Genomic DNA, 23325 nt, shown 5'->3' with positions numbered 1-23325 from the left:
CAACCACTCTGAAATGTAAGCACAGCTATGCGTTTGGTGGCGATGGCGGAGGGGTTCCACACGTACCCATCCCGAACACGACCGTTAAGTCCTCTAGCGCCGATGGTACTTGGACCGCAGGGTCCTGGGAGAGTAGGACGCCGCCAAGCAATAGGAAGACACACTTGAATGATTTCGAGTGTGTCTTTTTTATTTTTCCTAAATGCTTATATAAACCTTAACAGCCTTAGTTATTTACCAGGGCTGTTTTTTTTACAATATTTATGAGAATGTTAAGAATGAGCTGTCTATAAAAAACGCATTTAATTAAGGCATTCTTCATGTTAGTCAAGGGATGTCCACAATTCTTCATCAAAAATGCATGCCATCGTTTGTATTACTCTGGGTAATAGAATGAAGTGATCGCTTAAAATAAACAACTAACGAAAAAATAAATATTTTATAAAATTAGTACCAAGTACTAATACTTAGTGCTATAATAATAAAAAACAAATGAGGTGACTACCGGTATGAATCATCAATCAAAGGCAACCATTACGGCAATGGGGACGTATGTACCGGATCGAATATTAACGAATGCTGATCTGGAGAAATTAGTCGAGACAAGTGACGAATGGATTGTGCAACGTACAGGCATGAGAGAACGGCGAATTGCAGCGGAAGATCAATTTGTATCTGACCTGGCTACGAAGGCTGTAGAAGATATGATATATCGTTATGAAGTAACTGTAGAAGATGTGGATATGATCCTTGTGGCTACCAGCACACCTGAATATGCTTTCCCAAGTACCGCATCCAGAGTACAGGCTAATCTTAAGATCCCACACACGGGCGTACTGGATTTAAATGCGGCATGCGCAGGTTTTACCTACGGGCTACAGCTGGCTGACAGTCTGGTGACCAGTGGAATGTACCGCAAAGTACTGGTTATAGGAGCAGAGACATTATCCAAAATTACGGATTACACAGACCGTACGACTTGTGTACTGTTTGGGGACGGAGCCGGAGCCTTCTTGGTGGAGAGATCAGCAGCTGGAGAAGGTGACTTTATGGCAGCCATATCAGGTACACATGGAGAAGGCGGTGTACATCTCTATAAGAGTGGTCTGTCTTCGGAGATGAATGGTGTGCCTTTACAGGGCGAAGGTTGTTTAGTTCAGAATGGGCGAGAGATTTATAAGTGGGCTGTACGGACGATTCCAGATCAATTGGATAAGCTGATAACAAAAGCTGAATTAAGCCGTGACCAGATTGACTGGTTTGTCCCGCATAGTGCCAACATGAGAATGATTGAGGCTGTTTGCGAACGTGGTCCGGTTCCTTTGGAACGTACTTTAACCAGTGTGGAGTATCGTGGTAACACATCTGCTGCTTCCATTCCGCTTGCTTTACAGCTTGCAGTGGATGAAGGGAAATTAAAAGAAGGACAGACTGTAGCTCTCTTTGGTTTTGGTGGTGGTCTGACTTACGCAGGTCTGGTGCTGAAATGGGGCGTGCCGGACAAGGTTCAGGAATGAGTAACATACGAGTGTATCCAACACCAAAATAAATAGAGAAATTAAAAGAGACCACCCAAACTTCATGCAGTCATGAAGAGGGTGGTCTCTTTAGTGGGTTAACTCGTTTCAAAAAAGTGATATGATTGCATCTATTTTTGTGTTAACCGGAATTTCTTAATCCCGTAAATATTTTACGGCGTAAGCTTAGGCGCTTGGCGGTGATGAGTTCCTTGTTCGTAGCTGTAAGCCAGCTTGATCAAGGTTCCTTCATCAAAGGCACGACCCAGGAATTCCATACCTACAGGCAGACCATCAGATGTGAAACCGGCAGGTACAGTGATCGCCGGGAAACCGGAGAAAGGACTCAGACGGTTGTTACCACCGGATGTTTGACCCTCGCCGATTACGCCAGCGGCCTGTGTAGATGTAGGATAGATGACGGCATCCAGATTATTGTCTGCCATAACTTTCAGCAAGGACTCACGGGTTACTTTAGTACGTTTCAGGACGATGTCCTTATATTCGGTAGTCTCGAGGGTTTGGCGTGCATCCCGCGTTTTCATGGATTGCTCCTGAGACTTGTCGAACTCTCCGGAAGCGATGATCTCAGACAAACTGTGATATGGAGCATCTGCACCCAATGAGTCCAGATAGTCATTCAGTTGGAACTTGAATTCATATCCACTAAGGCTTGGATATTTGTTGATCTCAGCCAAGTTCGGGATGGAAATGGGAACTGCAGTAGCGCCCAGTGACTTCAATTCTTCCACAGCGGTGTTGATCACGTCAGCTACGGCTTTTTCTTCAGCTTTGGTACTTGGGATGAGTTCTGTGGCCACACCAATGCGTGCACCTTTCAACCCGTTTACATCCAAGAAGTCCTTATAGCTGGAAGGTATTTTCCCAACTGCGTAAGCTGTAGCAACATCCTTTTTGTCATATCCGGCTGTAGCATCCAACATGATTGCAGCGTCACTAACCGTACGAGCCATAGGTCCACCTACATCCTGTGTCAAAGCCAATGGGATAATGCCTTCACGGCTGGACAGTCCGATGGTTGGGCGGATACCCACAAGGCTGTTGAAGCTGGATGGGATTCGGATCGAACCGCCAGTGTCTGTACCCATGCCGGCTGCGGCAAAGTTAGATGCAATGGCTGCACCTGTTCCACCGCTTGAGCCACCTGGATAGTGATCCAGGGCGTAAGGATTCAGTGTTTGTCCACCCAATGAGCTGGATGTCGTGATGCCAAATGCGAATTCATGCAGGTTTGTTTTACCCAAAATAATGGCGCCAGCTGCTTTGAGCTTCTTCACTTGTTCAGCATCATGGGCAGGAATGGAATCTTTCAGACAGATACAGCCTGCGGTTGTTGGCATGTCATTGGTATCGTAATTGTCTTTTACCAGGACCGGAACGCCGTGCAGAGGACTGCGAGCACCTTGAGCTGCACGTTCTTCATCCAATCGCTCCGCAATTTGGAGCGCATCCGGGTTCAGGGTTAATACGGCGTTGATGCTTACACCTTGATCATCGTATTTTTCAATGCGGTCCAGGTATTTCTGAACCAGCTCTTTTGATGTCAGTTTTCCTTGCGTCATTGCGGCCTGAAGATCCATAATAGTTGCTTCCTCCAGGACAAACGGTTTTATGTAGTTATAAATGCGGTCTTTCAATACAGATAGATCATTCTCCGTAAGTACAGCGTTTGGAAGGAAGAGGGATTCCGTATAACCTTTCATCAATCCCGCAGTGTTCAATGCACCAACAGCACCTGCGAAAGTGGCTTTATCCGGGACATCCTTGAATGATTCGGTAGTCGAATCCAGCTTGAGCCATTGTTGCAAGGCGACCGCAGCATCTTTACGTTGTACGGTTGTGCCGGAGAGCTTGTCCATTTTAAAAGGAACACCAGCAAGTGTTGCCGCTTCTTCCATAGCCTGAATAAATGCAGTCGGTGTAGCAGGCGCTTTGCCTTTGGATACAGCAGCTACTGTTGTTTTACTCGTAGGCGTTGCCGTTGCGGCTGATGCCGAAGGTAACGTTCCTCCCCATGTTGTGGCAACAACAGCTCCCGCCAGTAACAAAGCCCCACTTTTTTTCAATACAGATCCATGATAAGTCATGCATCCACGCTCCCTTCCTGTGTCTCATTGATGTGTGTTAGCAGCGATTCTGTTTCTATGCTTTTGACACATTGTATAGTTATGTCAGGTAATCTTACAAGGTTTATATTTATCCAAAAAAACGTATACATCAATACTGCACAGTATTAATACTTATTCATGCTTCTATTTACATGTACTCAGAAAAACTATTACATATTTTAATGTGAATAAATATAACATCACTTTGATAAGTTGATTAAACATGAGGTTACAGGATGCGAGTAGATTAGGAAGTAGAGATGACAGAGCATACCTTTAGTGTGAAATGATATAATGAAAAGATAGGAATAAAAGAGACATAACGTTCTACCAGAGAGGAAGAGATATGAAGTGAAGACATTGGTGCTCGCAGAAAAACCATCTGTAGCACGCGAAATAGCCAGAGTTATGGGTGCGCGTGATAAACATAAAAGTTATATGGAGGGCCCGAAATATATCGTTACCTGGGCGCTTGGACATCTGGTTGGATTAGCTGAACCCGAGGATTACGACAAAAAGTATGCAACATGGAATCTGGAGGACCTGCCCATTCTGCCAGATCGTACGAAACTGAAAGTACTTAGAGAGACCAACCATCAATATAAAGCGGTGCAGCAGCTGATGAAGCGTCAGGATGTGGGTGAGCTGGTCATTGCGACGGATGCGGCCCGTGAGGGAGAATTGCTGGCCCGTTGGATCATGCAGATGGCGGGGTGGAAAAAACCTTTTAAACGCCTGTGGATTTCATCCCAGACAGATAAGGCGATCAAAGACGGATTTGCTTCGCTGAAACCAGGCGGTCAGTTTGACCGTCTCTATGAATCCGCGCGTTGCCGGGCAGAGGCCGACTGGATGATTGGACTTAACGTGACCCGTGCGTTAACCGTTCGTTTCAATGCGCAGTTGTCTGCTGGACGGGTCCAAACGCCGACCTTGGGCATGATTATGGATAGGGAAAATGAAATTAATGGTTTCCGCTCGCAGGAGTATGAGACGTTAACGGCAGATTTGGGAGGTTTTCAGGCTGTGTGGCGGGCAGCTGGGGGAGATTCACGAATTTTCGACCCTCAAGAAACGCAAAAATTGAAGGAACGGGTAGACGGGCGCAAGGGCGCGATTGCCCAGGTGAAGAAAAGCGAGAAAGTAGAGCCGCATCCACTGGCATATGACCTGACGGAGCTGCAAAGGGATGCCAACCGGAAATATGGTTTCTCTGCAAAGCAAACATCAAATGTCCTGCAGCGTCTGTATGAACAGCACAAACTCGTAACGTACCCACGTACGGACAGCCGATACCTGACTTCCGATATGACAGCTACATTGAAAGAACGTCTGGACAGTGTAGCCATTGGGCCTTATGCGTCTTTGGCACGTCCTTTGCTACGCAAAAATCTGAATATCACCAAACGTATTGTGGATGACAGCAAAGTTACGGATCACCATGCGATTATCCCCACGGAGCAAACAGTGCTTCTGAATCAACTGAATCCGGAGGAACGCAAACTGTACGATCTGATCGTACGTCGTTTTATCAGCCTGTTCTATCCGGCAGCGAAGTACGATTCGGTTGCGATCACGGTTCAGGTAGGGAATGATTCCTTCCATGTCAAAGGTACAACGGTGAAAGAAAGTGGATGGCGTGAAGTATACGGCGGCGATTACAGCGATGATGACGATGACCGTGCTGACGATGCAGCAGACCATGAGCGTGCGCTTTTGCCAGATGTGCAGCAAGGACAGTCGGTGACGGTTCAGCGTTGCCATATTAAAAGTGGACGGACGATGCCGCCCAAACGGTATACCGAAGCTGCTTTGCTTTCCCAGATGGAAAAGCATGGACTCGGCACTCCGGCTACACGGGCGGATATTATCGAGAAGCTGGTCAGTTCCGATACAATAGATCGCCAAGGTAACAGTATGCATCCGACCGGTAAAGGTAAACAGTTGATTGAACTGGCTGCTCCGCAGCTTCGTACACCAGATCTGACTGCTCGCTGGGAGGCTGAGTTGGAGCGGATTGCCCGTGGGCAAGGGAAACCGGGACCGTTCCTGGATGGTATTCGTTCAATGGCCAAAGAGCTGGTGTCTACAGTCAAAGGCAGCAAAGCAGAGTACAAGCCACATAATGTGTCCAATAGCCATTGCCCGGACTGTAACGCACGGTTGTTGGAGAAGAAGGGCAAGCGCGGCAAGTTTCTTGTATGTCCTACGGAGGACTGTGGATATCGTCGTTCTGCAGAGAAAAGATTGTCCAATCGTCGTTGTGCGCAGTGTCACAAAAAGATGGAAATCAAAGAAGGCAAGGCGGGGCTATACGTACAATGTCTACCTTGTGGTATTACAGAAACGTTGGATAAGGACAAACAGCATGTGAACAAACGCGATCAGCAAAAATTGGTGAAACAATATGCGAAGCAAGAGTCCATTGGGTCTAACCTTGGAGATTTGCTGAAGGCGGCTATGGAGAAAAAGGGAGAGTAACACGCTTGAGGTAGTTGAAGTCGTATAAGATCCTCCGTTTTCAGGCAACGTAAGCCAAGGAGGTGATACCTATATGCCGCATAACAAACCAGAGAAAATCCATAACCAGCAAAACAAAGACAGTATTCGGGAAGAGAGTATCGCTGTGCGCCCGGACAAAGCAGCCAAAAGAGCACCAAGCCTGAACGGTATTCCAAAACAGGAGTCCTAGGTCAGAGCTAGGTTAGTGTTATTACACAAATTTCCGGTTCCCTACCCGGTGCGTTGAACATGTCTCTGATGAGGACTATAATGGAGACAGGGAGATGTCCCGGGACAGGGGGATCGCTAGAATTATATGCAAACCGGACTTATATTGTGGTTTCTATTTATTAATGTAGTTGGTTATCTGGTGATGTCGGATGATAAGAGGCGTGCACAACAGCGTCGTGACCGTACACCCGAACGGACGTTATTTTTGCTTGCGTTTATTGGCGGTGCTTTGGGAGTCTGGATCGCGATGTATCGGAAAAGGCATAAAACCAAACATCCCAGCTTCACCATTGGCATTCCGTTGTTGTTGTTCCTGAATGCGGTAATCTATGGTTACTTTATTCAATGAATTCATGAGATGAATGTTAGTTGAAGTAAAATGGTAGTCGTTAGCCTGCAAAATATGTAAATATATTCGTATAAATGGTTCATGGTGGCTCCCGAACGTTTAAGGAGTTATATGGTTCTGTTATTTTATCTGTTCGTTTATTGGATGTCAGACCGAAGCTTGCTCCGCGTGTTCTACATATAAAGGAAGGGACGGGATTCACATGTTATTTTCCAAAATACTAGTCGCTTATGATGGTTCCAAAGCTTCAAATAAAGCACTTGATCGCGCAATTGAGCTAGCCAAAGTGTCCCCGGACGCTGTATTGGATGTCATTCATGCTTTTGATTTCCCGCGTGTATTCATTGGTGAGGGGCTGGCTCCACTACCACCTTCACTTAATAATGATTATTACAATCTGGCGGTGCAGACGACAGATGAAGCGAAAGAGCGAATTCAGGCTGCTGGTGTATCGGCCAATGTGGATCTGATTCAAGGGGCGGCTGCAGAAGTGCTGCTTGATTTTGCCAAAGAGAATGATTCCGATATCATTATTATTGGTAGCCGCGGACTGGGTGGTATTCGGGAATTTGTCCTGGGTAGTGTCAGTCATAATGTGGTGCAGCATGCTCGGGTTCCAGTGCTAGTTGTAAAATAATGGATGAAGTGTGTGTAGACACACTAAAAAGCAGGAAGCCGGTTGTCTTCGAGAGATTGAAGAGGAGCCGGCTTTCTTTTATGGAATGAAATGGATGGTTACACGAATTTAAAGAAGTAATTCCCGAACATTATATTTGTCAATATGTTAAATGTTCGTCTTTAAGTTGACATTAGCTGTAGGGGATTGTTAGAATGTTAGATGTGTCGATCAGGTAAGAATAAGGTCGAGTAGGAACGAAATGTGTAACAAGATAGAACAAAACGAATCAAGATGGTTTGAATAGATGTTTGCTCGTATAACGCCGGGAATAGGGCCCGGAAGTATCTACCCGGGAACCGTAAATTTCCGGACTACGAGGAGATACGGCTGAGAGTCGCATGCAACCAGATGCGGACAGCAAGCCCCCTTTTGGTATGCCCAAATGAGGGATACGTATTTCTTGGAGTCCGGTGTCCGAAGAAAATGTGATGTTTTCGCGGGTAGCGGATTTTTTCATTTCACACGTAAAATGAATTCATTAATACCAGATGTAATCAAAAAAGCTCAGACGGGAGTTGGATGTATTCATGTCACTGCAAGTCGCTGTAATTATGGGCAGCAAGTCGGATTGGGAAACGATGAAACATGCGTGCGAGGTACTGGATGAACTGGAAATCGGATATGAGAAAAAAGTTGTCTCCGCCCATCGTACACCGGATTTGATGTTTGAATACGCAGAGCAGGCGATTGATCGAGGATTCAAGGTGATCATTGCAGGGGCAGGCGGGGCAGCACATCTACCCGGTATGGTTGCCGCCAAAACGATGCTTCCGGTCATTGGTGTTCCGGTTCAATCCAAAGCATTGAACGGCCTCGATTCCTTGTTGTCCATTGTTCAGATGCCTGGCGGAATTCCCGTTGCAACCGTTGCAATTGGTAAGGCGGGGGCTACCAATGCAGGGCTGCTCGCAGCTCAGATGATCGGTGCTTTTGACCCAGATGTCCAACGTCGTTCTGAAGCTCGAAGAGAGCGCATCAAACAAGAAGTACTCGAAAGCAGTGAAGAACTATGAGTAGAGCCGGGAACCAATCCGGTATAGCAGGAGAGTTGAAAAATGTCTTGCTGCCCGGGAAAACAACCATCGGCATTCTTGGAGGCGGACAGCTCGGACGTATGATGACGCTCGCAGGAACGGCAATGGGGTATCGATTCGTTACTCTTGATCCCGCTGCGGACGCACCTTGTGGTCAAGTTGCTCGTCAGATTGAAGCTGGATATGACGATGCCAAAGCTGCACTCGAACTGGCTCGGCAATGCGATGTCATTACGTATGAATTCGAAAATGTGGATGCAGAAGTCGCTGGATTGCTCGAACGTGAGTCCTACGTTCCGCAAGGAAGCGCGTTATTGTACACCACACAACATCGGTTGCGTGAAAAACGTGCAATCGAAGCTGCTGGAGTAAGAGTCGCGCCTTATCGTGAGATCACAAGTGCGGATACGATGCTTGCTGCTGTAAGCGAACTTGGAGTGCCATGTGTACTGAAGACGGTGACTGGAGGTTACGATGGCAAAGGTCAACGGGTCATCCGGGAAGCAAGTCAGGCTGTTGACGCATACGAAGAACTTGCAGCTACTGGTGCGGAACTGGTGCTGGAACAATTCATCAAGTTTGAATGCGAGATATCAGTCGTTGTAGCGCGTAGTACAAACGGGGAGATCAAAACGTTCCCGCCAGCGGAGAACATTCATGTGAATAACATTTTGCATGCGTCAATTGTACCGGCTAGAGTTGCCGCAGACATCCAGATTGAAGCGCAAAAGCTGGCAGCAGCAGTGGCAGAATCGATGAAGGCTGTTGGGCTGCTGGCTGTGGAACTGTTTGTAGCGGCGGATGGAAGACTGTACGTCAACGAACTGGCACCAAGACCGCATAATTCTGGTCACTATACGATGGAAGCCTGTGCGACTTCTCAGTTCGAACAACATATCCGTGCCATCTGCGGATTACCACTCGGGGACACTTCGTTATTGAGTCCGGTTGTTATGGTCAATGTGCTTGGAGAACATCTGGAAGGCATTATCGCCAGAACAGGGCAACCTGATGCGGAAGCGATAGAACTCGGTGTGATTCCCAAGCTTCACATATATGGTAAAGCCGAAGCGAAAACAGGACGGAAGATGGGGCATGTGAATCTGCTCTGTCAGGATGTTGAAGAAGGATTGCAATGGATTGAACAAACTAATCTCTGGAGGAATACAAATTCATGATTGAACGTTATAGCAGACCCGAAATGAGAGCCATCTGGACCGAAGAAAACAAATTCCAATCGTGGCTGGAAGTTGAAATTTGTGCATGTGAGGCGTGGGCCGAACTGGGTGTGATCCCGAAAGAGGAAGCAGCATTGCTTCGTCAGAACGCATCTTTTGACATCGACCGTATCTATGAGATTGAAAAAGAAACACGTCATGACGTGATCGCATTTACACGTACAGTATCTGAAAGTCTGGGTGCAGAGCGGAAATGGGTGCATTACGGACTGACTTCCACAGATGTTGTGGATACGGCTCTGGGTTATGTACTGCGTCAAGCGAATGAGATTCTGGAAAAAGATATCGTGAATTTTATTGAAATTCTTCGTGAAAAAGCACTAGCTTATCAGCACACACCAATGATGGGACGTACGCACGGCGTGCATGCAGAGCCAACAACATTTGGACTGAAAATGGCGTTGTGGCATGAAGAGATGAAACGGAACCTGGAGCGTTTCCGCCACGCGGCAGACAATGTGCAATACGGCAAAATTTCAGGCGCAGTAGGAACGTATGCGAACATCGATCCTTTTGTCGAAGAGTTTGTCTGCGAGAAGCTGGGCACAAAGCCTGCGCCAATCTCGACTCAAACATTGCAACGTGACCGTCACGCGGAGTATATGGCTACTCTGGCGTTGATCGCAACTTCCCTGGACAAGTTTGCTACAGAGGTACGTGCGCTGCAGAAGAGTGAGTTCCGTGAAGTGGAAGAAGCTTTTGCTAAAGGTCAAAAAGGATCTTCCGCGATGCCGCACAAGCGTAACCCGATTGGTAGCGAAAACATCTCCGGCCTGTCCCGCGTCATTCGCGGACACATGGTATCGGCATACGAGAACGTAACGCTCTGGCATGAGCGCGACATCTCGCATTCTTCCGTAGAACGTATCATTCTGCCAGATGCAACGATGCTGCTGAACTACATGCTGAACCGGTTTGGTAACATCGTGAAGAACCTGACGGTATTCCCTGAGAACATGAAACGCAACATGGAGCGCACCTACGGGGTACCATTCTCCGGTCGCATCATGACAAAGCTGATCGACAAAGGTTTCAGCCGCGAGCAAGCGTACGACACCGTTCAACCACGTGCGATGCAAGCATGGGAAGAACAACGCCAGTTCCAGGATATCGTGAAATCCACACCGGAAATTACGGAAGTGCTTAACGAAGAAGAAATCGCAGATGCGTTCAACCCGTCATGGCACCTGAAGCACGTAGACACCATCTTCAAAAAGCTCGGCTTGAACGACTAATATATAAGGCTTTGAATTATTCTACTCCCTAAAAGTATAGGTTGATTATGTGTTCACGCTGGAACGGAGAAGGCAGAAAAAACCTGAAGAAGCAAAGCGCTCGCCTTTATCCCCGGATTTTCACTTTGCAAAAGTGGAATCAAAAAATCTGGGGATAACAGCGATCGGAAGGTTGTTCTGCATTCGTAGTGGACCCGCGTGAAGAGGGGAATTGGACGTATACTTTACATCTCCTGAAAGAAGGTGAGCCCATGGCACTGTCCACTGCGGCAGATCTCGTTAAAGCACCTCTGTTATATAAAGGAAAAGTACGTGAATTGTATGATCTGGGTGAACATTTTCTGATCGTGGTTACCGACCGAATCTCGGCATTTGATTACGTGCTGGACCCGGCGGTTCCCGAGAAAGGAAACGTACTGAATAAACTCAGCAGTTTCTGGTTTGAACTGACAGGTGACATGATGGAGAACCATGTCGTTCATACCGATGTGAATCAACTGGGTGATCTCATCACAGACCCTGAATTGCTCAAAGACCGCATCATGGTAACCCGCAAAGCAGAACGCATTGATATTGAATGTGTCGTACGTGGTTACATCACTGGTGGTGGATGGAGACAATATGAGACAAGCGCTGAAGTCAACGGTATCAAGCTGCCTGAAGGACTTCGCAAAAACGCCAAGCTCGAAGTTCCCATTTTCACCCCGGCAGCCAAAAACGATGTAGGGCACGACGAGGACATTCCAATGGATCGCATGAAAGAACTGGTGGGAGACGCACTCGCAGTTGAGCTTCAGGAAAAAAGCTTGCGCCTCTACGAATTTGCCCGTGATTACTGTGATCAGCGTGGCATCATTCTGGCAGATTGCAAATTCGAGTTCGGCATTGTGGATGGCAAGGTCATCCTGATTGACGAAATCTTCACCCCAGACGCTTCACGCTTCTGGGCCAAAGAGAATTATGAGCTGGATATCGAGATCGACAGCATGGATAAAGAGCCAGTGCGCACCTATCTCGCCGGAACCGATTGGGACAAGAACAGCAAACCTGATCCACTCCCACAAGAGGTAGTGGAGGCAACAACCGCAAGATACGTCGATATTTATAACCGTTTAACGAGATAATAAAGTGTAACGTTTGAGCGCCGGCTACGGGAAAGTTTGGCTTTCGATCGCTGTTGCCCCCGGAATGTTTTGATTGAATCCTTTTTTCAAAAGGAAACATTCCGGTTGCAAAGGCGAACGCTTCGCTTCTCTAGCTCAAATCTTTCCCTCCGCCAGTGTTCAAACTGGTGGGTGAGGCAATTAAAGAACAAAGACTTCTATTAAACAGGAAGTCTATAAATAGTAAAACAGTATAGTTACTCATGTAACGTAAAGACCATTCACCGTTTTCACGTAATGGTCAGGCTAGACCATTACCCACCGTGCAACGTAAAAGGTTTAGGCATTTAAAAACGTCGTATGGACTAGCGGAGAGGCGGAATTGTTCTTAAAGGAGCGAAGCGTTCACCTTTGTCCCCGGGTTTTGACCGCAGAGCGGACCAAAACAATCAAAAAACCTGGGGACAGCAAGCGACCGGAAAGAACAATCCGCCCCGGAGCAAGCACTAGACCATTACCCACCGTGCAACGTAAAAGGTTTAGGCCTTTAAAAAAACGTCGCATGGACTAGCGGAGAGGCGGAATTGTTCTTAAAGGAGCGAAGCGTTCGCCTTTGTCCCCGGGTTTTGACCGCAGAGCGGGCCAAAACAATCAAAAAACCTGGGGACAACAAGCGACCGGAAAGGACAATCCGCCCCGGAGCAAGCTCCAAAAGCCCCTTTTTAACAGCATAAAGCATTTATCCCGTTCATTACTGAGGAGGAACATAAGGATCATGATCAAAGCAACCGTATATGTCACTATTAAGCAAAGCGTACTCGACCCGCAAGGCGTAGCTGTTCAAGGAGCCCTGCATTCCATGGGATTCAACGAAGTGGAAAGTGTACGGATCGGTAAAGTCATGGAATTGAACCTGGATACAACAGATCGTGCGGAAGCGGAGAAACGATTGAAAGTCATGTGTGAAAAGCTGCTGGCCAACACCGTTGTTGAAGATTACCGCTACGAATTGGAGGGTTAATCTCATGAAATTTGCAGTTCTTGTGTTCCCTGGCTCCAACTGCGACATCGACTGTTACAAGGCAGTGGAAGATGCGATTGGACAAGAGGTTGACTATGTATGGCACACGGCTACAGATCTATCGGCTTATGATTGTATTTTAGTTCCGGGTGGTTTCTCTTATGGTGACTACTTGCGTTGCGGAGCGATTTCCCGCTTTGCACCGGTAATGAACGAGGTAGCGAAAGCTGCTGAACAAGGTAAATATATTTTGGGTATTTGCAACGGATTCCAGATCCTGACGGAAGCAGGATTGCTTCCAGGCGCATTGATCCGTAACACTTCCTTGAAATTCCGTTGTCACGATACGGTATTGAAAGTGGCAAACGCAGATACACCATTTACACGTGACTATGCACTGGGCGAAGAGATTATCATCCCGATTGCTCACGGTGAAGGAAACTATTATTGCGATGAGGAGACGCTGGCGAGTCTGCAAGCGAACAACCAGATCGTATTTACTTACGGGACTAACCCGAACGGCTCTCTGGGTGATATTGCAGGAGTATGTAACGAGGCTGGAAACGTGGTCGGCATGATGCCGCATCCAGAGCGTGCAGTGGATTCACTGTTTGGTTCGGAAGACGGCAAACGTATGTTTACATCTATTTTGAAAGCATGGAGGGATCGGCATGACGCAGCAGCTATCCGCTAAGGAACCAACAGCAGAACAGGTCGCAGAACATAAACTTTACGCACAAATGGGCGTATCTGACAGCGAGTATGAGCTGATCTGTGAGTTCATGGGGCGTAAGCCAAACTACACGGAAATTGGTGTGTTCAGTGTAATGTGGTCCGAGCATTGTGCTTACAAAAACTCCAAGCCATTGCTGCGCCGTTTCCCAACCACTGGACCACGTGTCCTGATGGGACCTGGTGAAGGTGCCGGTATCGTGGATATCGGTGATAACCAGGCCGTTGTTTTCAAAATTGAAAGCCATAACCATCCTTCCGCCGTTGAGCCTTATCAAGGTGCGGCAACAGGTGTGGGTGGCATTATCCGTGATATTTTCTCCATGGGCGCAAGACCGGTTGCATTGCTGAACTCCCTTCGTTTCGGCAAGCTGGAGAGCGATCGTGTTAAATATTTGTTCGAACATGTGGTAGCAGGTATTGCCGGATACGGGAACTGTATCGGTATTCCTACCGTTGGTGGCGAAGTGATGTTTGATGAGAGCTATGAAGGCAACCCGCTGGTTAACGCGATGTGTGTGGGTCTGATTGATCATGACAAGATCCAGCGCGGTGTGGCCAAAGGTGTAGGTAACCCTGTGTATTATGTTGGGCCACCTACAGGCCGGGATGGTATTCATGGAGCAACCTTTGCATCGGTGGAACTGACGGAAGAATCCGAGTCTCAACGGACAGCGGTTCAGGTTGGTGATCCGTTTATGGAGAAACTGGTGATGGAATCCTGTCTGGAATTGATTGATACGGGCATCGTGCTCGGAATTCAGGATATGGGTGCTGCGGGTCTGACATGTTCTAGTGCGGAGATGGCAAGTAAAGCGGGTAACGGTCTGGAGCTGTATCTGGATCAGGTGCCACAGCGTGAAGAAGGCATGACGCCTTACGAGATGATGTTGTCCGAGTCCCAGGAGCGGATGTTGTTCGTTGTTGAGCCGAAGGATGAGGCGCAGGCGATGGAAATCTTTGAACGTTGGGGAGTCATCTGTGCCAAAGTCGGTAAAGTAACGGATGACGGTCGTCTGAAATTGATCCACCACGGCGAAGTGGTCGGAGATATGCCGGTAACGGCTTTGGTTGACGAATGCCCAGTGTATGACAAACCTTCTTCTGTACCTGCTTATTATGAGCAAAGTGCTTCCATCGACACGCTTCGTTACGACGAAGTGTCGGATCTCGGCGGAGCGCTGAAACAAGTGCTGGCTTCACCAACAGTAGCAAGTAAAAAATGGGTGTACGATCAATATGACTACATGGTGCGTACAAGCACTGCCGTTCGTCCAGGTTCGGATGCAGCCGTAGTCACGATTCGTGGAACACGCAAAGGCCTTGCGATGACAACGGACTGTAATGGACGTTATGTGTACCTTGATCCTGAAGTTGGTGGACGGATTGCCGTAAGTGAAGCAGCGCGTAACATTGTATGTTCCGGAGCAGAGCCGCTGGCGATTACGGACAACCTGAACTTCGGTAACCCGGAGAAGCCGGATATTTTCTGGCAAATGGAGAAAGCGGTAGACGGTATGGCGGAAGCTTGTCGTGTGCTGGATACGCCGGTCATCGGTGGTAACGTAAGTCTGTATAATGAAAACGCCAAAGGCTCCATCTATCCAACGCCAGTTGTCGGTATGGTAGGTCTCGTTCATGACACGGATCATATCACGACGCAAGCATTCAAATCCGAAGGTGATGTTATCATCCTCCTCGGTGAAACAAAAGCTGAACTGGGTGGCAGCGAGCTGCAATACGCGGTTCATGGTGAGACGGAAGGTCGTCCACCAGAACTGAACTTGCAAACGGAAAAAGCGTTGCTCAGCACCGTGCTGGAAGCTATTCAATCCGGTCTCGTTCGCTCTGCACATGACTTGTCTGAAGGTGGCTTGGCTGTAGCACTCGCAGAGTCTTGTATCAGCGGTAACGTAGGAGCACAGGTGAATGTGGAGACTGCACTACGCGGCGATCATGCCTTGTTCAGTGAGAGCCAATCCCGTATCTTGCTGTCGGCTTCTCCGGAGCAAGCGGGTAAGCTTGAAGCATTTGTACGTGAGCGCGGTGTACCTGTAGCTGTAATTGGACGTGTAGAAGGACGTAACCTGACGATTGAATTAAACGGAACATCAGCCGTGAGCGAACCAGTAGGAGGCTTGGCTCAGGTCTGGGAGGATGCGATTCCATGTCTCATGAACTGACGACAGGACCGTTGTGGACAGGCGATTATTATAATGAAGGGTCCGGTAAGGAAGGACTCGACAAATTGAAGGAAGAATGCGGCGTGTTCGGGGTGTTCAGACACCCTGACGCGGCTTCGCTCTCCTATTATGGACTGCATGCGCTGCAACATCGGGGCGAAGAAAGTGCAGGCATGTGTGTGAGTGATGGCAGCCAGTTTAACTATCACCGCGGCATGGGTTTGGTGAAGGAAGTGTTCACCAAAGACCTGATGCAGACATTGACCGGGGATATTTCCATTGGACATGTCCGTTATTCAACAAGTGGTGACAGTAAACTGACAAACGCCCAGCCATTGGTATTCAAATACCGTGATGGTGATCTGGCAGTAGCGACTAACGGAAACATTGTGAATGCACCAACGATTCGGCGTGAGCTGGAGCAGAGCGGTTCCATTTTCCAAACAACGAGTGATACCGAGGTTATTGCGCATCTGATTGCACGATCCTCCAAAGGGCTTGTGGAAGCGGCAAAAGAGGCATTCCAGCGCATTGTGGGCGGTTATGCATTTTTGATCATGACCAATGACAAGCTGATCGTGGCTTCCGATCCGCACGGACTTCGTCCGCTGACGATGGGGAAGCTGGGAGATGCGTATCTGTTTGCATCTGAGACCTGTGCACTGGAAACAATCGGCGCAGAGTTGATTCGTGATATTGAACCGGGTGAGCTGCTTGTGCTTGATGCAGAGGGTCTACACGAGGATCGCTTTGATCATCACAAACACCGCAAGGCATTATGCGCGATGGAATATATATATTTTGCTCGTCCGGATAGTGATATGAATGGTGCGAATCAGCATGCTGCCCGTAAACGGATGGGAAGCCGGATGGCGATTGAGTCGTTTGTGGATGCGGACTTGGTTACGGGGGTACCAGATTCCAGCATCTCGGCGGCGATTGGATACGCTGAACAGACAGGTATTCCGTATGAGATGGGTATGATCAAGAATAAATACACCGGACGTACGTTCATCCAGCCAAGCCAGGAATTGCGCGAGCAGGGCGTCAAGATGAAGCTGAGCGCAGTGCGTCGTGTTGTGGAAGGCAAACGTGTGGTTATGATTGACGACTCTATCGTACGGGGAACAACCTCCCGGCGGATCGTGAACATGCTGCGTGACGCAGGAGCAACGGAAGTTCATGTCCGTATTACATCGCCACCGTTCAAAAACCCATGTTTCTATGGCATTGATACACCGGATAGCCGCGAATTGATCGCCTCACAGCTGTCGGTGGAAGAAATTTGCCGTGAAATTAATGCAGATTCCCTGGAGTTCCTCAGTCCCGATGGACTGATTGCATCGATTCAGGGAGATAATCAGGATGATCCTAAGGGCGGACTATGTCTCGCATGTTTTGATCATGATTATCCAACCCGCCTGGACTTCAACGGCGAAGAAAAATTTGGCTGCAGCTGTTAGCCCTCAAGCCCCGCCTTGCGGAGCAACAGGGGCAAGAACAGCCGAGCGAAGCAGCTGCCCCCGGGCATAGCCCGAGCCCTTAAGCCCCGCCTTGCGGAGCAACAGGGGCAAGGGCAGCCAGGCGAAGCAGCTGCCCGCGGGCGCAGCCCGAGCCCTTAAGCCCCGCCTTGCGGAGCAACAGGGGCAAGAACAGCCGAGCGAAGCAGCTGCCCGCGGGCGCAGCCCGAGCCCTCAAGCCCCGCCTTGCGGAGCAACAGGGGCTAGGCAGCCAGGCGAAGCAGCTGCCCCGGGCACAGCCCGAGCCCTTAAGCCCCGCCTTGCGGAGCAACAGGGGCAAGGGCAGCCGAGCGAAGCAGCTGCCCCGGGCACAGCCCGAGCCCTTAAGCCCCGCCTTGCGGAGCAACAGGGGCAAGGGCGGCCGAGCGAAGCAGCTGCCCCCGGGCGCAGCCCGAGCCCTTAAGCCCCGCCTTGCGGAGCAACAGGGGCAAGGGCAGCCGGGCGAAGCAGCTGCCCCCGGGCGCAGCCCGAGCCCTCAAGCCCCGCCTTGCGGAGCAACAGGGGCTAGGCAGCCAGGCGAAGCAGCTGCCCAGCGGGCTTGCCCCGCAGCGTAGCTGAGCGGGGTTCGCCGACCGATGGCTTGCAGCCAACGGAATCGGCGAACCATCCCGCGAGATCACGCACGAATCAACCATAGCAAGATCACACCAACCACCTCTGCACCGCTTTTTTGGCGGGTGTCCAGAGGGCCTGCCAAGGTCCTCTGGGGTCCTCCCGGGCGGGAGGATTTAGGTGGGGCGAAAAAAAAGGAGATGATTCCACTTGTCTGAAGCATATAAAAAGGCCGGCGTCGATATCGCGGCAGGTAATGAAGCGGTTGAACGGATGAAAAAACACGTGAAGCGTACCTTCCGTCCGGAAGTGATGACAGATCTGGGTGGATTTGGTGCCCTGTTCGGTTTGAACAAAGATAAATACGATGAGCCTGTACTTGTATCCGGTACGGATGGCGTAGGCACCAAGCTGAAAATTGCATTTGCCATGGACCGTCACGATACCATCGGAATCGACGCGGTAGCGATGTGTGTGAACGACATTGTGGTACAGGGTGCAGAACCACTCTTCTTCCTTGACTATCTGGCATGTGACAAAGTCATTCCTGAGAAGATTGAAGCTATTGTTGCGGGTATTGCTGAAGGCTGTCATCAATCTGGTTGTGCGCTGATCGGTGGCGAAACGGCGGAGATGCCGGGCATGTACAGTGAAGGCGAATACGATATTGCCGGATTCACGGTGGGTATCGTGGACAAAGCAAAGATCATCAACGGCACAACCATCGCCCCTGGCGACACAGTAATTGGATTGGCCTCTAGCGGTGTGCACAGTAACGGATTCTCGCTGGTACGCAGACTTTTGTTGGAAGATGCGGGACTTGATCTGCATGATGAAGTAGCCGAACTGGGTGGTAAGCTGGGTGATTCCCTGCTGGAACCTACGAAGATCTATGTTAAACCTCTGTTGTCCTTGCTGGAAAAGGTAAAAGTAAAAGGCATGGCACACATTACAGGTGGTGGATTCATCGAAAATATCCCACGTATGTTGCCGAGCAACGTGAATGTGGATATTGACTACGGCTCTTGGCCGATCCTGCCGATCTTCAACCTGTTACAGGAAAAGGGAACTGTCTCGAACCGTGACATGTTCACCACATTTAACATGGGTGTCGGACTTGTACTGGTCGTTAATGAAGCAGATGCAACGGAAGCTCTGCAACAACTGAAAGCATCTGGTGAAGAAGCGTATATCATTGGCCGTGTTACTGAAGGAGATGCGCGAGTAACCTTCACGGGAGCGGATGTTTAATGGCGAACTACCGCATAGCTGTATTTGCCTCGGGTGAAGGGTCTAACTTTCAATCATTGGTCGATGCAGTACGGAACGGTGGGCTGGATGCATCCGTTGATCTGCTCGTGTGTGATAAACCATCTGCACGTGTTGTGCAGCGGGCACAGGACGCAGGCGTGGATTGTCATCTGTTTACTCCGAAAAATTATGCTTCCCGTGAAGCCTATGAGGCAGAGATCGTGGAAGTGCTTGAATCCAAAAAGATCGACCTGGTTGTTCTTGCGGGATATATGAGATTGCTGACTTCGGTTATGGTGGATCGTTACGCAGGGCGGTTGATTAACATTCATCCGTCCTTGCTACCGGCATTTGCAGGTAAGGACGCGATTGGACAGGCACTTGACTATGGCGTGAAAGTAACGGGCGTGACTGTGCATTTTGTGGATGGAGGCATGGATACTGGACCGATTATTGCCCAGCATCCTGTTCCCATTTTGCCAGAGGATACGCCTGAGTCAATCAGCCGCTCCATTCATGCAGCCGAACAGCAGTTATACCCTGAGGTTGTTTCGTGGTTCGCTCAAGGTCTGGTTCAATTAGACGGACGTCACGTCACTGTTAACAAGCCGGTTTGATATAGTTTTAAACTTTTTCACACATTAACGGAGAGGACAGAAATAAGCTGGAGAAGCAAAGCGCTCGCCTAAAAGCTTTCTGAAAGAAAGCTGCTTCGGAAGCATAGGCTATTACTGGATTTTTACCATTGAGAAATTGTTCAAAAAATCTTGGAATAACAGCGATCGGAAGATTATTCTGGACTCGTAGTTTTTTAGTGTGACAATCCATTTATCAACTGTATAACAGAAGTCGAATATTGGTACGCATTTTGTGATATTTCTCGGGAAATAAATCGGCTGTGTTTCGTCAGGAAACGCGAAGCCATGGGACATTAAAGGAGGAGCATATTGTGAGTATCAAAAGAGCGCTGGTCAGCGTATCGGATAAAACAGGCATCGTGGACTTTTGCCGCGAGCTGTCGCAAATGGGTGTGGAGATTATTTCGACAGGAGGTACAAGCAGCCTGTTGTCGAAGGAAGGCGTACCTGTCATCGGAATTTCGGATGTGACCGGATTCCCGGAAATTATGGACGGACGTGTAAAAACACTTCATCCGGCGGTTCACAGTGGATTGCTCGCTGTGCGTGACAACGAAGAGCACACACGCCAGATGGAAGAACTCGGTCTCGGCTATATCGATCTGGTTGTCGTGAACCTCTATCCATTCCAAGAGACTATTGCGAAACCGGACGTGGAATACGAGGATGCCATCGAGAACATCGATATTGGCGGTCCAACGATGCTTCGTTCGGCAGCCAAAAATCATGCTTTTGTCAGTGTCGTTGTAGACGCATCTGATTACAGCCAAGTGCTGGAGGAAGTGCGCAACAGTGGCGATACCACCCTCGAAACACGCAAACGGCTTGCGGCAAAAGTGTTCCGCCATACAGCGGCTTACGATGCACTCATCTCCGACTACCTGTCCAACGTAAATGGCGATCCATTGCCAGAGCGTCTGACGGTTACTTACGAAAAACTCCAGGATTTGCGTTACGGCGAAAATCCACACCAGCAGGCGGCATTCTACCGCAAACCGCTGGCTGCTCAAGATACGTTGACAACAGCCGAGCAATTGCATGGCAAAGAGTTGTCTTACAATAACATTAATGATGCGAACGCAGCATTGCAGATTGTCAAAGAATTTGAAGAACCGGCGGTTGTCGCGGTTAAACATATGAACCCATGCGGCGTAGGCATTGGCGCAAGTATCTATGAAGCCTACAGCAAGGCATATGCAGCAGATCCAACGTCTATCTTTGGTGGCATTGTGGCAGCGAACCGCATTATCGACAGCGATACAGCAGCTAAATTGAGCGAGATTTTCCTGGAAATCGTACTTGCTCCTGACTTTACACAAGAGGCTCTCGATATTCTGACGAAGAAGAAAAACATTCGTTTGCTCAAAACAGGCGAACTGAATGCTGCTCGTAAACGGGAGAGCCAATTCGTGGTTACGTCCATCGACGGCGGTATGATCGTGCAACAGTCCGATGTTCACTCCATTGAAGCGAGCGAGCTGAACGTGGTAACGGATCGTGCGCCATCGGAAGAAGAACTGAAACAGCTGTTGTTTGGCTGGAAAGTAGTTAAACACGTGAAATCCAACGCGATTGTACTTGCTGCGAATGACATGACGGTAGGTGTGGGCGCTGGACAAATGAACCGTGTAGGTGCAGCCAAAATTGCGATTGAACAAGCTGGCGAGCAAGCAAAAGGTGCTATCCTAGCATCTGATGCGTTCTTCCCAATGGGGGATACACTGGAACTGGCAGCAAAAGCCGGAATTACAGCAGTGATTCAACCTGGTGGTTCGATCAAAGATGAAGAATCCATCAAAGTAGCCAATGAATACGGAATTGCCATGGTCTTCACAGGCGTTCGTCACTTCAAACACTAGAGCGAAAAAGGTTTATATAAGGGGTGTCGCCAGTCATACTTATGACTTATGGTACACCCCCTCTTTTTTAGGTTTTTCAACACGCATTAACGTAACAAATCCAGTTATGCACGGAGGGGGAACAGAACGAATGGATATTCTAGTAGTAGGCGGCGGTGGCCGGGAGCATGCAATCATCTGGGCGCTGGCAAAGAGTCCAAAGGTAGACAAGATTCACTGTGCACCGGGAAATGCAGGTATTGCTCAGCTCGCTGAGTGTCATGCCATTGCGGTGAATGAATTCGATAAACTAACGGCGCTTGCCGTGGAACTTCAAGTGGGTCTAGTGGTGATTGGGCCAGATGATCCATTGGCAGACGGAATTGTGGATGCATTTGACAGGGCAGGCATCCCGGTATTTGGACCCCGTCGTAATGCAGCAGAGATCGAGGGAAGTAAAACGTTTATGAAGGATCTGCTGCACAAATACAACATTCCAACCGCAGCCTATGAGAAATTCGACAATTACGAGCAGGCTCAAGCATACCTGAGTGAGCAAGCGATTCCGGTTGTCATCAAGGCAGATGGACTGGCAGCGGGCAAAGGTGTGACAGTAGCATACTCCCGTGAAGAGGCTGATCAGGCACTTCGCAGTATCATGGTGGAGAAAGTATTTGGTGAAGCAGGAGCCAAAGTGATCATCGAGGAATTCCTCGCAGGACAGGAAATGTCGATTTTGGCCTTTGTCGATGGTGAGACAGTTCGTCCAATGGCCGCAGCACAGGATCATAAACCTGTATTCGATAATGACCAGGGGCCAAACACAGGGGGGATGGGGACATATTCACCATTGCCACATATCCCTTCATCCATTATTGAAGAAGCCGTGGAGACGATCATCAAACCAACAGCCAAGGCAATGGTGTCCGAGGGACGTCCATTCCAGGGTGTATTGTTTGCCGGGCTGATGATATCACCCGATGGTAAACCCAAAACGATTGAGTTCAATGCACGTTTTGGTGATCCCGAGACACAGGTTGTTTTGCCACGGTTAAAGAGTGACTTGTTTGATATCTTTTGGGCGACTGTTCATGGCAAGCTGGCTGATATTGAGATTGAATGGAGTAATGAAGCCGCAGTATGTGTGGTGCTTGCTTCAGGAGGTTATCCGGGTCCTTATGCCAAAGGCGTAGTCATTGAAGGTCTGGATCAAGTGCAAGATGCCGTGGTATTCCACGCAGGTACAGCGCGTAGTGAAGCAGGAGACTGGGTCACCAATGGTGGACGGATCCTGGGCGTAGTTGGCCTTGGTGCGGATATTGCCGAAGCTAGAAACAAAGCCTATGAACAGGCGGAGCGTATCCATTTTGATGGTAAACATCAGCGTTCAGACATTGCTGCCAAAGCACTCGTATAGAATGAATATAAGAGCTCGTAGAGATGTATACCAGAAAGGTATTTGCATCTTGCGGGCTCTTTGCTACATATATAGATGTATCTTGTGCAAACGGCCGGACTTGTCTATACGAGAAAGAACATGGGAAAGATACGAAACAGGATTAAATCAGGCATG

General features: G+C 48.9%; 19 protein-coding genes, 1 rRNA gene and 1 riboswitch. Of the genes, 18 read left to right on the top strand and 2 right to left on the bottom strand.

All coding sequences use genetic code 11. The features are described from left to right. The first annotated feature begins 32 nt into the window (after window positions 1–32). Both rrf and J7E78_RS20850 read left to right on the top strand, forming a co-directional pair. Window positions 33–149, top strand: a 5S ribosomal RNA gene (gene rrf / locus J7E78_RS20855). Between the two features lie 360 nt (window positions 150–509). After that, window positions 510–1517 carry a ketoacyl-ACP synthase III gene (locus J7E78_RS20850; protein WP_215078028.1) on the top strand — a complete coding sequence of 336 codons (1008 nt, stop codon included), beginning with the start codon at window positions 510–512 and terminating at the stop codon, window positions 1515–1517. A gap of 173 nt (window positions 1518–1690) precedes the next feature. Here the strand turns inward: J7E78_RS20850 and J7E78_RS20845 are convergent, their stop codons facing one another. Further along, window positions 1691–3625 (bottom strand): amidase family protein, encoded by a 1935-nt coding sequence (locus tag J7E78_RS20845; RefSeq protein WP_215078027.1) that lies wholly within the window; start codon window positions 3623–3625, stop codon window positions 1691–1693. A 372-nt stretch (window positions 3626–3997) separates the two neighbouring features. Between J7E78_RS20845 and J7E78_RS20840 the strand changes: the two genes are divergently transcribed. The 12 genes from J7E78_RS20840 (at window position 3998) to purF (ending at window position 17416) form a co-directional block, all read left to right on the top strand. Continuing rightward, window positions 3998–6127: a DNA topoisomerase III gene (locus tag J7E78_RS20840; protein WP_215078026.1), complete on the top strand. Its 2130-nt coding sequence runs from the start codon at window positions 3998–4000 to the stop codon at window positions 6125–6127. A gap of 73 nt (window positions 6128–6200) precedes the next feature. Continuing rightward, window positions 6201–6338 carry a hypothetical protein gene (locus tag J7E78_RS20835; RefSeq protein ID WP_017690703.1) on the top strand — a complete coding sequence of 46 codons (138 nt, stop codon included), beginning with the start codon at window positions 6201–6203 and terminating at the stop codon, window positions 6336–6338. Window positions 6339–6464: 126 nt separating this feature from the next. Further along, entirely contained in the window at window positions 6465–6728 is a 264-nt protein-coding gene (locus J7E78_RS20830; protein WP_017690702.1) for a DUF1294 domain-containing protein, read from the top strand. 202 nt (window positions 6729–6930) lie between these two features. Then, window positions 6931–7365: a universal stress protein gene (locus J7E78_RS20825; protein WP_215078025.1), complete on the top strand. Its 435-nt coding sequence runs from the start codon at window positions 6931–6933 to the stop codon at window positions 7363–7365. A 274-nt stretch (window positions 7366–7639) separates the two neighbouring features. Next, window positions 7640–7741: riboswitch (purine riboswitch) on the top strand. A 193-nt stretch (window positions 7742–7934) separates the two neighbouring features. Then, on the top strand, window positions 7935–8420 hold the full coding sequence (gene purE / locus J7E78_RS20820; RefSeq protein WP_017690699.1) for a 5-(carboxyamino)imidazole ribonucleotide mutase: 486 nt from the start codon (window positions 7935–7937) through the stop codon (window positions 8418–8420). After that, on the top strand, window positions 8417–9619 hold the full coding sequence (gene purK, locus J7E78_RS20815; RefSeq protein WP_215078024.1) for a 5-(carboxyamino)imidazole ribonucleotide synthase: 1203 nt from the start codon (window positions 8417–8419) through the stop codon (window positions 9617–9619). The genes purE and purK overlap by 4 nt, the downstream gene beginning before the upstream one ends. Beyond that, complete coding sequence (purB, locus tag J7E78_RS20810) at window positions 9616–10914, top strand: adenylosuccinate lyase (RefSeq protein WP_036668399.1); 1299 nt, start codon at window positions 9616–9618, stop codon at window positions 10912–10914. The genes purK and purB overlap by 4 nt, the downstream gene beginning before the upstream one ends. 251 nt (window positions 10915–11165) lie before the next feature. Next, on the top strand, window positions 11166–12038 hold the full coding sequence (locus J7E78_RS20805) for a phosphoribosylaminoimidazolesuccinocarboxamide synthase (protein WP_215078023.1): 873 nt from the start codon (window positions 11166–11168) through the stop codon (window positions 12036–12038). Between the two features lie 754 nt (window positions 12039–12792). Further along, window positions 12793–13038: a phosphoribosylformylglycinamidine synthase subunit PurS gene (gene purS / locus J7E78_RS20800; RefSeq protein WP_017690695.1), complete on the top strand. Its 246-nt coding sequence runs from the start codon at window positions 12793–12795 to the stop codon at window positions 13036–13038. 4 nt (window positions 13039–13042) lie between these two features. Beyond that, the gene (gene purQ / locus J7E78_RS20795; RefSeq protein WP_215078022.1) at window positions 13043–13732 is read left to right on the top strand and encodes a phosphoribosylformylglycinamidine synthase subunit PurQ; all 690 of its coding nucleotides are present in this window, start codon (window positions 13043–13045) and stop codon (window positions 13730–13732) included. Then, complete coding sequence (purL, locus tag J7E78_RS20790) at window positions 13710–15953, top strand: phosphoribosylformylglycinamidine synthase subunit PurL (protein WP_215078021.1); 2244 nt, start codon at window positions 13710–13712, stop codon at window positions 15951–15953. The genes purQ and purL overlap by 23 nt, the downstream gene beginning before the upstream one ends. Further along, the gene (purF, locus tag J7E78_RS20785) at window positions 15938–17416 is read left to right on the top strand and encodes an amidophosphoribosyltransferase (protein WP_215078020.1); all 1479 of its coding nucleotides are present in this window, start codon (window positions 15938–15940) and stop codon (window positions 17414–17416) included. Before purL ends, purF begins: the two co-directional genes overlap by 16 nt. 532 nt (window positions 17417–17948) lie before the next feature. Here the strand turns inward: purF and J7E78_RS29725 are convergent. Next, window positions 17949–18080, bottom strand: coding sequence for a hypothetical protein (locus tag J7E78_RS29725; RefSeq protein WP_285229457.1), 132 nt, complete (start codon window positions 18078–18080; stop codon window positions 17949–17951). Window positions 18081–18235: 155 nt separating this feature from the next. On the opposite strand from J7E78_RS29725, the gene purM reads away from it, so the two are divergent. The 4 genes from purM to purD all read left to right on the top strand — a co-directional run bounded on the left by purM (window position 18236) and on the right by purD (window position 23169). Further along, window positions 18236–19276 carry a phosphoribosylformylglycinamidine cyclo-ligase gene (gene purM / locus J7E78_RS20780; protein ID WP_215078019.1) on the top strand — a complete coding sequence of 347 codons (1041 nt, stop codon included), beginning with the start codon at window positions 18236–18238 and terminating at the stop codon, window positions 19274–19276. Further along, complete coding sequence (purN, locus tag J7E78_RS20775) at window positions 19276–19893, top strand: phosphoribosylglycinamide formyltransferase (protein WP_215078018.1); 618 nt, start codon at window positions 19276–19278, stop codon at window positions 19891–19893. The genes purM and purN overlap by 1 nt, the downstream gene beginning before the upstream one ends. A 332-nt stretch (window positions 19894–20225) precedes the next feature. After that, window positions 20226–21773, top strand: coding sequence for a bifunctional phosphoribosylaminoimidazolecarboxamide formyltransferase/IMP cyclohydrolase (gene purH, locus J7E78_RS20770; protein WP_215078017.1), 1548 nt, complete (start codon window positions 20226–20228; stop codon window positions 21771–21773). A 130-nt stretch (window positions 21774–21903) separates the two neighbouring features. Further along, entirely contained in the window at window positions 21904–23169 is a 1266-nt protein-coding gene (gene purD / locus J7E78_RS20765) for a phosphoribosylamine--glycine ligase (RefSeq protein WP_215078016.1), read from the top strand. Window positions 23170–23325: the final 156 nt, after the last annotated feature.

The organism is Paenibacillus polymyxa (assembly GCF_018614975.1).
GTDB lineage: Bacteria > Bacillota > Bacilli > Paenibacillales > Paenibacillaceae > Paenibacillus > Paenibacillus polymyxa_E.
This window is presented reverse-complemented; position numbering and strand designations above follow the sequence as displayed.